We start from the raw sequence: 229 nt of genomic DNA, 5'->3' as shown, positions 1-229 counted from the left end.
ATTAGCCCAGCCGACCCAGTTGGTGGTCTTCCTGAGTGACGCGTCGGTGAAAGAGAGAATGAACGTATCGACCAGCGGATAGGCGACGATCGCTAGAACATAGAGCACAGCCGGAAGAAGAAGGATGCAAGCGAAGATGAAGGTGCTTCTTTGAACACTCATCTTGCCGCCCTCCTCAAGCCGCTCTCGCGTGAAGGGCTTCGTCGAAGCGGTCCCAGACGGGTCTGAG

The 229-nt window shown here is 56.3% G+C and carries 1 pseudogene; it reads right to left on the bottom strand.

Annotated elements, in window-relative coordinates:
- Positions 1-162: pseudogene (locus EOD29_RS35615) on the bottom strand (sugar ABC transporter permease); the annotation flags it as partial.
- Positions 163-229: the final 67 nt, after the last annotated feature.

This window comes from Mesorhizobium sp. M1A.T.Ca.IN.004.03.1.1, from assembly GCF_003997555.1.
In the GTDB taxonomy this organism is placed as follows: domain Bacteria; phylum Pseudomonadota; class Alphaproteobacteria; order Rhizobiales; family Rhizobiaceae; genus Mesorhizobium.
The sequence above is the reverse complement of the archived record's forward strand: the minus strand, read 5'-3'. Positions and strand labels throughout refer to the sequence as shown.